The organism is Chryseobacterium oncorhynchi, from assembly GCF_002899895.1.
GTDB lineage: Bacteria > Bacteroidota > Bacteroidia > Flavobacteriales > Weeksellaceae > Chryseobacterium > Chryseobacterium oncorhynchi.
On the sequence record NZ_PPEI02000010.1, the window covers coordinates 44,049 to 54,037 of the forward strand.

7 protein-coding genes are annotated in these 9,989 nt (G+C 35.7%); all 7 read left to right on the plus strand.

Annotated features, from left to right (window positions below):
- Position 1 precedes the first annotated feature (1 nt).
- The gene (gene hisH, locus C1638_RS21295; protein WP_109623949.1) at positions 2 to 583 is read left to right on the plus strand and encodes an imidazole glycerol phosphate synthase subunit HisH; all 582 of its coding nucleotides are present in this window, start codon (positions 2 to 4) and stop codon (positions 581 to 583) included.
- Positions 583 to 1,305 (plus strand): 1-(5-phosphoribosyl)-5-[(5-phosphoribosylamino)methylideneamino]imidazole-4-carboxamide isomerase, encoded by a 723-nt coding sequence (hisA, locus tag C1638_RS21300; protein ID WP_109623950.1) that lies wholly within the window; start codon positions 583 to 585, stop codon positions 1,303 to 1,305. The genes hisH and hisA overlap by 1 nt, the downstream gene beginning before the upstream one ends.
- On the plus strand, positions 1,298 to 2,050 hold the full coding sequence (hisF, locus tag C1638_RS21305; protein WP_109623951.1) for an imidazole glycerol phosphate synthase subunit HisF: 753 nt from the start codon (positions 1,298 to 1,300) through the stop codon (positions 2,048 to 2,050). Before hisA ends, hisF begins: the two co-directional genes overlap by 8 nt.
- Positions 2,047 to 2,634, plus strand: a complete 588-nt coding sequence (gene hisIE / locus C1638_RS21310) for a bifunctional phosphoribosyl-AMP cyclohydrolase/phosphoribosyl-ATP diphosphatase HisIE (RefSeq protein ID WP_109623952.1) — start codon at positions 2,047 to 2,049, stop codon at positions 2,632 to 2,634. The genes hisF and hisIE overlap by 4 nt, the downstream gene beginning before the upstream one ends.
- A gap of 217 nt (positions 2,635 to 2,851) precedes the next feature.
- Positions 2,852 to 4,450, plus strand: coding sequence for a T9SS type A sorting domain-containing protein (locus C1638_RS21315; protein WP_109623953.1), 1,599 nt, complete (start codon positions 2,852 to 2,854; stop codon positions 4,448 to 4,450).
- 6 nt (positions 4,451 to 4,456) lie between these two features.
- Positions 4,457 to 8,041: a DUF5977 domain-containing protein gene (locus C1638_RS21320; protein WP_123838420.1), complete on the plus strand. Its 3,585-nt coding sequence runs from the start codon at positions 4,457 to 4,459 to the stop codon at positions 8,039 to 8,041.
- A gap of 5 nt (positions 8,042 to 8,046) precedes the next feature.
- Positions 8,047 to 9,989: DUF6443 domain-containing protein (locus C1638_RS21325; protein ID WP_228428247.1), on the plus strand; the 1,943-nt coding region annotated here is incomplete at its 3' end.

Below are 9,989 nucleotides of genomic sequence, written 5' to 3' on the forward strand. Positions count from 1 at the left end.
TATGATTGCAATAATAAAATATAATGGTGGTAATGTAAGTTCTGTACAGAATGCTTTAAACAGGCTTCAGGCAGAATCGATTATTACAGATGATCCCGAAGTCATCCTAAACGCAGATAAAGTTATTTTTCCCGGTGTAGGCGAAGCATCTTCCACCATGAGATTATTAAAGGAAAAAGGCCTTGATGTGCTGATTCGGAGTCTGAAACAGCCTGTTTTGGGAATTTGTCTGGGAATGCAGTTAATGTGTAAAGCTAATGAAGAAGGAAATACTGAGGGAATGGGAATTTTTGATATCGCTGTGAAAAAATTTCCACCTCAGGGTCTTGTGCCGCATATGGGCTGGAATACTGTTGTGGATCAAAACTCCTTATTGTTTTCAGGTATTGAAAAAGATGATGATGTCTATTTTGTACACAGTTACTATTGTGAACTGTCAGACTTTACCACTTCGGTTTGTGACTATATTCTGCCATTCAGTGCGTCTTTACAGAAAGATAATTTCTATGCGATGCAGTTTCACCCGGAAAAATCAGGAACCATTGGTCGTCAAATACTTAAAAACTTTATAAACTTATCATAATGAAGATTATTCCGGCTATTGATATTATTGATGGAAAATGTGTGCGTTTATCAAAAGGTGACTATAGCACAAAGAAAATATACAATGAAAACCCCGTAGAAGTTGCCAGAGAATTTGAAGACTTTGGAATTAAATATCTGCATTTGGTTGATCTTGATGGCGCAAAATCAAAACATATTGTAAATCAAAATGTGTTGGAGGATATTGCACGTTCAACTTCACTTCACATTGATTTTGGAGGTGGATTGAAAACAGAACAGGATATAGAAATTGCCTTCAATTCCGGTGCAAAACAGATTACCTTAGGAAGTATTGCTGTTCAGGATCCTGAGTTTTGTTATCGCGCCATCAAAAAGTACGGTCCGGAAAAAATCATCCTTGGAGCAGACTGCGATAACAGAAAAATTAAAACCTCCGGATGGCAAGAAGAAAGTAATGAAGATATTATTGATTTTATTCTTCAATATCAGGAAAAAGGAATTCAGAGCACAATATGCACTGATATTTCAAAGGATGGAATGCTGGAAGGCCCCTCAACAGGCCTGTATATTGAAATTTTATACAAAACTTCAGTTCAGTTGGTAGCCAGCGGTGGTATTTCTGGCATCATGGATGTCCATAAAATGAAAGATGTCGGCTGCTCCGGGACAATTATAGGAAAAGCTATTTATGAGGGAAAAATAAGCCTCCAACAACTTCAAAATTTTATTGAAAATGCTTAAAAAAAGAATTATTCCGTGTTTGGATATTAAAGATGGTTGTACGGTAAAGGGAATCAATTTTGAGGATCTGAAAAATGCAGGCGATCCGGTAGAGCTGGCAAAAAAATATGAACAGGAGGGAGCTGATGAACTTGTTTTTCTTGATATTACTGCAACCCTTGAAGATCGAAAAACATTTGTAGAATTAGTAAGAGATATTGCCAAAGAGTTAAGCATTCCTTTTACAGTAGGTGGAGGAATTTCGTCTATTGAAGATGTCAGAAAGCTTTTAGAAGCAGGGGCAGATAAGATTAGTATCAATTCTTCCGCAGTGAAAAACCCAAAGCTTATCTCTGATTTGGCAAATGAATTTGGGAGCCAGTGTATTGTAGTTGCTATTGATACAAGATGGGTTGGGGGTGTTGATCTTGTTCACATTAATGGAGGTAGAAAGGCTACAGAACTTACTACTGTGGAATGGGCAAGACAGGCAGAAAATTTTGGGGCCGGTGAAATCCTTTTAACTTCTATGGATGGTGACGGAACAAAAAATGGCTTTGATTTACGGATTACAAAACTTGTTTCAGAAAACGTAAGTATTCCTGTCATTGCTTCTGGAGGTGCAGGTGCTACAGAGGATTTTGTTGAAGTATTCAATGAAACCAAGGCTACGGGAGCATTGGCAGCCAGTATATTCCATTTTAATGAAATTGGAATTCAAGATTTAAAACAACAATTAAAAATTCAAAAAATAGAAGTACGATGAACATTAATTTTAATAAAGATAATGGCCTTATTCCGGTAGTTATTCAGGACAACAGAACATTACAGGTTTTGATGCTGGGCTACATGAATGAGGAAGCATTTGAAAAGACAAAAAAAGAAAAAAGGGTCACTTTCTTCAGTCGCTCCAAAAACAGATTATGGACAAAAGGAGAAGAATCTGGTAATTTTCTAGAAGTGAAAAGTATAGATATAGATTGTGATCAGGATACTATATTGATTAAGGTCATTCCAACGAATGTGGTTTGCCATAAAGGAACTTTCAGTTGCTTCGGTGAAAAAGATCCCAAGGGATTTTTATATGAATTGGAAGAAAAAATATCTCAAAGAATTGATAATAAAGTAGAAAGTTCTTATACATATTCTTTATATCAGAGAGGGATTAATAAAATGGCTCAAAAAGTAGGAGAGGAAGCTGTAGAAGTACTGATTGAAGCTAAAGATAATAATGATATACTTTTTAAAAATGAAGCCGCAGATCTTCTATATCATTTTCTTATTCTATTGAAAGCAAAAGACTTTTCGTTGGAAGATATAGAAAAAATTCTTCAAGAAAGAAATAAATGAGGCCTTTGAAAATTTCAAAGGCTTTTTTTATGGTGAAAATAATACGTCATGTTTTGTCGCTTCATGAAAATATCTTTGTGTTTAGATAATATGGAATGATAAAATATATTCATAGGTTATTTTTATATCAAATCCCTTTAATAAAGGTTTTAAGTCATAAAAAAAGTTAAATTTGTGGCAAAATAATAAAACTAATCGCTAACCTAAAAATACAAGAATGAAAAAGATTTATCTCGGTGCATTTACCTTATGCACTGTGCTGGGTATGTCTGCTCAGGAAGTGATCTGGCAAAAAGACATCCAATCTTCTACCCAGGACTTTCTAAGCGAGGTGACCACCACCATCGATCAGCAGTATCTTATTACAGGAAGCTCCATCCAGAGCGATAAACTCCAACAGAACAACAGGCAAAACAATGGCTACGACTTCCATCTGGTGAAACTGAACCAACAGGGAGAACAGGTTTTTGAAAAATATTTTTCAGGAAACAACCACGATTACCTTTCAGCGACTGTAACCACGCAGGATGGCGGATTCCTCTTGGCAGGAACCTCGTATTCAGGCAAAGGATTGGATAAAAAGGACGACTCCAAAGGCGGTTCAGATGTTTGGTTAATCCGCATCAATGAATTTGGGGATGAGCTGTGGCAAAAAACTATGGGAAGTTCTTCGGATGAGGAAGCCAAGGCAGTGATCCAAACTACGGACCAGGGATTTATTGTAGCAGGAAATATCCAGAACTCACCCAAGGGACATGGCTCCAAGGATGTATGGGTTGTCAAACTCGACAAAAATGGCAAGGAAATTTCCCAACTCATTTTGGGTGGAAGAGGTCTTGACGAGGTTGAAAAAATGATTCCCACAAGAGATGGCGGCGCATTATTGGGAGTCTATTCCCGAAGTGGAATTGTCAATAATGGTGGCAATGCCTCAAATGAAAAATCGGCTAGCGACAACCAACCCTCTACAACCTCCAAGCAAAGCGAAAACTTTGGTGAGGGTGATTACTGGATCATCAAGTTTGATAAGAACGGCAAGGTTGAATGGGAAAAGAATCTTGGTGGTAAGGGAGACGATCACATCAGAACTTTAGCATTGACTTCCAATGGCTACATTATTGGCGGGGAATCCAGATCAGAAAGATCAGGAAACAAGACCGTAGGGATTGAAGAGGGAACAGATCTTTGGCTGGTATCCTTAAATGAACGTGGAGATGAGCAGTGGCAGAAGTCCTACACCTTTGGAAACCGTGATATTCTGATGGGTATGAGCGTGATTCATTCAGCAGATGCTAAATCCTCCAAAGGCATTCTGTTAGGAGGTTACACTCAGGCTGAGGGAAGAGTGGAAAAGAATGATGAGACATTCTGGATGCTGTACCTTGACGGAAACGGAAATGAGCAGTGGAGAAAGCACATCAAGGGAGAATCCAGGAAAAAGGAGGAAAGACTTTCAGACTTAAGATTAAACAAAGATGGTTCCATTATTCTGGCAGGAACGAGTGCTGAGGAACTAGGAAAAGAGAACTGGAAGATTGTCAAGCTGGGTGACAAGCAGGTGAATGATTTAATTGAAAAATATGATATTAAGATCTACCCGAACCCTGTATCCGACTATGCCTACGTAGAAATAGGTTTTGACTTCAAGGAGGCTGACATTCTACTCTATGACATGAGTGGAAGACAATTGCAAAGCCTGAAAACCAAGAACAGGGTAACTAAGATCAATACACAGGCCCTGGTTCAGGGGGCTTATCTGGTAACGATAAAGACTGAAAATAAAAAGACGGCGAATGCTAAGTTAATAAAGAACTAAACAGAGATGAAAAAATACTTAATTCTAACAAAAATAATTTTTATTACCCTTTTTTCCTATTTGAGTAGCATATTGTATGGACAGGCAAATTACACTAACTACTATTTTCCTGAACCTCCAAAGGCTCCCTCAAGTCAGACATTTTTAAAGTATGGAGACATAAATAATAATGAATATTTAGGAAGAAATAATCCAAGCATAAACCTTTTTAATTTAAGATCAGGAGATGTAAACTTACCAGTAAGCCTAAATTATATTTCAGGTAGTGGTATTAGAGTAATGGATGAGGCAGGACAGGTAGGACTTGGGTGGGATATAGGTTTTCCTACAATAGTACAAAATATATACGGATATGATGATTTTGGTGATAATATACGCTATAGACTGGATTTTGCGAAATCTTCGCTCCCGTATGCAAGCACATTTTCTTTAGCCAATGGACCTACCAATTTTAATGATTCACCATCCTTTAACACGTATGGCTATTATATTGCTACTAATAATAATGTGCCAAGAAATGGAATGTACAGCAGTCTTTCTTCTAATTTTGATGCAGTAGATATGCAGCCAGATATTTTTGTTATGAATTTATTTGGAGAAAAAGTTGAGTTTTTAATTTCGAATTTTGAAAATTACAATGCAAATAATAATGGTTCTATAATATTTACAGCATTAAATAAAAAAGGGTACAAATTTGAAAAAACAAGTTTAGGTTTTACAATTAAAGATCCAAAAGGTTTTACTTATAAATTTAATAATGTTGAAGATATTATTAATAGTTCAAAAACCGTTGGAAGAAATTTTCATATAAGTGAAATTATTGATACAAATAATAAAAAAATATTATTTCAATATATAAGTACTTCATTAGTTTCAAATTTAGGAGGAACCACTTGGTTTTTAAATTATACAACAAATTATAGTAATAATAATTGCAAGCAGGGATCATCAAATTATTTGGATTTTTACAATACCAATGATCCTGCACCAGTTCCCAATCCAAATCGATTCGGAGGGTTAAATGATTTTGTAGTTAACTCATCAGGAAGTGATTCACAACAAAAGTACTTATTCCCATCAAGTATAATAAGTGACAATGGTAAATTAATTTTTAGTTATTCTGACAGAGTTGATTTTAATACTAAAAAATTAGACAAAATAACATTATCAACCAATAATGATGTAACTGTAAGCGAATACAAATTCCAGTATGATTATTTTTCGTCTCAAGTAGTTGATATGTCCAACCTGATGAACAATTCCTTTAACTCAGAACGAAATAAAAGGCTTAAACTTAATTCTATACAAAAAAACAATGATGAGAAATATACCTTTTATTATAATGAAACATTGCTGCCACCTAAAATATCTTATGCTGTAGATTATTGGGGATACTCTAATGGAGGCTTTACTAATAAAACTATTCACCTTAATCCAACTGATTTCAATTATAGTATTAATATACCTGTTACGGAAATAAATAATAACAAAAAGATTCCTGATATAAACTACACCCAAAGTGGAATGTTAGAAAAAATAGAATACCCTACAAAAGGTTCATCTGTTTTTATTTATGAACTTAATGAAGCTTCTAATCTATTCTATCTTTATAATAAATACAAGTACAATAAAGGGAATGGATTAAGATTAAAGGAACAAAGAAATTATGATATCAACAATCAACTTTTGACAACTACTGCATTTGAATATCAAAATGGGCTAACACCGAATCCTATTAATATGATAAGAGAAGATAATGGAGAAGCTTTTTTTGAAATAGGTGATTGTGTAGGGAGACCTGTAGTAAAAACTAGACAAGGATCTTTTGTTTCTATGCAATCAAGCTCAATATCGAGTACCTTTAGTCTTTCATCAGGAAATAATGTAGGCTACTCTAAAGTGATAAAAAAAGAAATAGATTCAGCAGGAAACACTAAAGGTAAAACAGAGACATTGTATTCCAATAATGAAGATATTCATTTTGGTATAGCCGCTTATAACAGACCTATATTTTTACCATCGGTAAAAGGTAATAAAATAGAGAATGGAAGTATATTACAAAATAATTATTTTAATAGCAATTCTTTAAAGTTAAAAAAAGAAAAGTATCATTATCTGATACAAAACTCTCCATTCAGTTATGGTGTTACTATGGTACACCCAATGTTTTATGTATATGCTTTAAATACATTTGAGACAGGTAGTGATCCCTCATTTGTACAACACTATAAATCAGCTGTAGGATATTATCCCATATATTCAACTGAAACAATATTAAAGAATAAAGAAACTATAGATTATTTCGGAGGAGATTCTTTAGTGATAAAAACAAATTTTGATTATAATTCTAATAATCAGATTAAATCCAAGTCAACCCAGTTTGCAGATGGAAAAAGTAACATAGAAAATATTAAATATTCTACTGAAAAAAATAATATAAAGTTACTTAATGCAAATATTTTAAATATTCCACTTGAGACAGAAGTTATAGGAAATGTAATTAATGGATCTCCAAAAAGGAAGTCATTAATAGAAACTAAATATGATAATCCTAATCATTTGAATCCTACTTCTATTTTATCGTACGATATATCAAATAATGTTCCCACTACAGAAGTAACCTATGATATCTATGATAATGGAAATGTATTGCAATACACAACTAAAAACAATATTCCAATTACAGTTATTTGGGGGTATAATAAAACACAGATTATTGCAAAAATTGAAGGGGGAAGTTATTCACAAGTAATGCAAGCTTTTGGCTTAGATCCTAGCAGCAGTAATTCTTACTTACAATTAGACATTGTAAAGAAATCTGATTTGGATATTGATGACTTGACAGAAAATGATTTGCTTTCTAAGCTAAATGACTTTAGAACTAAGACAGAATTCAAAGATTTTCAAATTACCACATATACCTATGATCCTTTAATCGGAGCTAAAACAATTACCTCAGCTTCTGGATTTAAAGAATACTATAAATATGACTCATTTAATAGACTTGAAAGAGTATTAGATTCTGAGAATAAGATTATAAAAGAATATAAATATAACTATGCTCCAAAGAAGTTTTATAATTCTATCAAAAGCCAACCTTTTATAAGAAACAACTGCGGTTCTTATGCAATAGGAAGTAGTTATATTTATACGGTACCAGCAAATACTTACTCCTCTTTCATAAGCCAACCTGATGCAGATCAACAAGCACAGAATGAAATCAATTCGAATGGACAGAATATAGCTAATTTAAATGGGACATGCACAGCTTTAAATTGTAATGTAAGTGTGTTTATTTCTGGTGGTGGTGGTATATCATTAGCAAATACAACAAACTATAGAATTCAAATGGGCTTTTCTTCAGGCGTTGGAAAGCCTTGGACGACTAGTGGAGTTATTGTTGGGAAAATAAACGGTTCCTGTCTTCCTCAGACTGAAAAAAGTTTAAGTACATATAGTAATGGATTTCTTTGGAGCATATTCATTCGAACCAATGGAGAATTGTTAGTGAAAAAAGTTGAGGGCTTAGGTGTAACTGGTGTACCAGATAATACTTCCTATAATTTAGATTTTACCTTTCCGATAAATTAAACAAGATGAAAAAAATAATAATCCCCATAGGGATGCTGCTGATCACCCAGTCGGTGCAGGCACAGCTTACCCCTACAGAAAACTATATACAATCAAGGACTTACCTTGAGGAGAAAACCCAGAGTGATGCCAATGCCAAGCAGGTAGAAACCGTTCAGTATTTTGATGGATTAGGACGTCCAAAGCAAGTGGTGAACGTAAAAGCTTCCCCATTAGGAAGAGACGTTGTCACCCAAATTGTATATGACGATTTTGGAAGACAGGTGTTGGATTACCTGCCTGTTCCACAGGGAGGCACTTCAAACGGCGCTATTGTTACAGATCCATTATCCAATGCCACGCAACCCAATATTTACGGCTCAGAGAAGATTTACTCGGAAAAGAAGCTAGAAAGCTCACCCCTGAGCAGAATCCAGCAACAAGTTCAGGTGGGTACCGACTGGGCTAATAAACCTGTAAAGTTCCAGTATGAAGCCAATACCGCAGGAGAGGTAAAAAAGTTTACCACCACTACCACATGGCCTGATGGAGCCTCCTTGTCAGAATTAAAGCCAGCCACGGATCCTGACTCTGAAAACGGATTCTACAAAAGCGGACAGCTCTACAAGAATGTAGTGACCGATGAAGATGGTAACAAAACTATCGAGTTTAAGAATGGCAAGGGACAAACCATTTTGGTAAGAAAGGTCCTCAGCGCTACGGAAAATGCAGATACCTATTATGTTTACAACGAGTATGGTCAATTGGCTTTTGTCATTCCCCCATTGGCATCGGTCTCAGTATCTTTGGACCCATCTACCCTTGACAGATTGTGCTACCAGTACAGCTATGATGGCAAAAACCGACTGGTTGAAAAGAAACTTCCGGGCAAGGGAAAGGAATATATGGTATATGATAAGGCAGATAGACTGGTTCTAACCCAGGACGACAACCTTAAGGCTCAAAGTAAATGGATCATTACCAAGTACGACCGATTAGGGCGGGTTGCCTATACGGGATTTCTATCAACCGGTGGGGGGAGAGCAGGCAGACAAAATGAGATCAATAATATAACCATTGCTGAAGAAAGAAGCTCTACAGGATTTACTCGAAATGGAATGACAATCTATTACTCTGATGTTTATTTTGTAGGAGAAATCCCAACCATCCTAAGTGTTAACTACTACGATACTTATCCACAGGGATCACCAGCGGCCAGCAGCCAATTTTCACAGGAACTGCTTACTGACAACCCGTCCCAACCTAAAAGTACCAAGGGACTTCCTGTTGCCTCCTATGTAAAAAACATTGAGGATGACAACTGGACAAAGAGCTACACCTATTATGATACCAGAGGCAGGGCCATTGGAACCCATTCCATCAATCACTTGGGAGGATATACTAGGACGGAGTCCAAGCTGGACTTTGCAGGGGTTTCCCAAACTGTTGTTACCAAGCATAAAAGATTGAATACGGATACGGAAAGGGTAATCACGGAGAACTTTGAGTATGACCACCAAAATAGGCTGCTGGTACATAAGCATCAGGTAGACTCCAATCCCGTGGAAATTCTGGCCCAGAATAAGTACAATGAACTTTCTCAGTTAGAAAGCAAGAAAGTAGGGGGAATAAATGTGGCTTCATCATTACAGCAGATCGATTACAAGTACAATATCAGAGGGTGGATGACTAAGATTAATGATCCAGTCACTTTGAATGGAAAACTATTTGGATATGAAATTAGATATAACAGTCCTAAATTTACCAACCTAACTTCGGGAAGATACAACGGAAATATTGCAGAGGTAGACTGGAAAAATGCTGCAGAAAGTACCTTGAAACGGTATTCCTATGTTTATGACAATCTGAATAGGCTAAAAGATGCTGTCTATACAGAACCTGAATCTACCAATCCGTATAACTACAACTTTAACGAAAACCTGACCTATGATTTTAATGGAAATATCAT